At 82.0% G+C, this 256-nt stretch carries 1 pseudogene; it reads right to left on the reverse strand.

What is annotated here, in order from left to right:
- Nucleotides 1–34: 34 nt before the first annotated feature.
- Nucleotides 35–256 (reverse strand): annotated as a pseudogene (locus tag GTW40_RS27265) (NifU family protein); the annotation flags it as partial.

Here is a 256-nt window from a genome sequence, read left to right on the forward strand (position 1 = left end):
GCGCCGGAGCGGACGACCCGGGCCAGCGCCCCGCTCACCGCGCTCCCTGCGCCGCGCCCCGGCGGGTGAGCGTGGCCAGCGGGACGAACGCGGGCGGGGAGGTCCGCTCGGCGGTGACCGCCTCCACCCTCGTCAGCTCCGGTGCCGCGGCCAGCACCGCCGCGCGGACCACCTCGGCGACATCCGGCGTGTCCGAGCCGCACCCGGCGCCGCAGCCACCGCCGCCCGGGTCCACCCGGACCCGCGCCACTCCGCC

This window comes from Streptomyces sp. SID4985 (genome assembly GCF_009863025.1).
Taxonomy (GTDB): Bacteria; Actinomycetota; Actinomycetes; order Streptomycetales; family Streptomycetaceae; genus Streptomyces.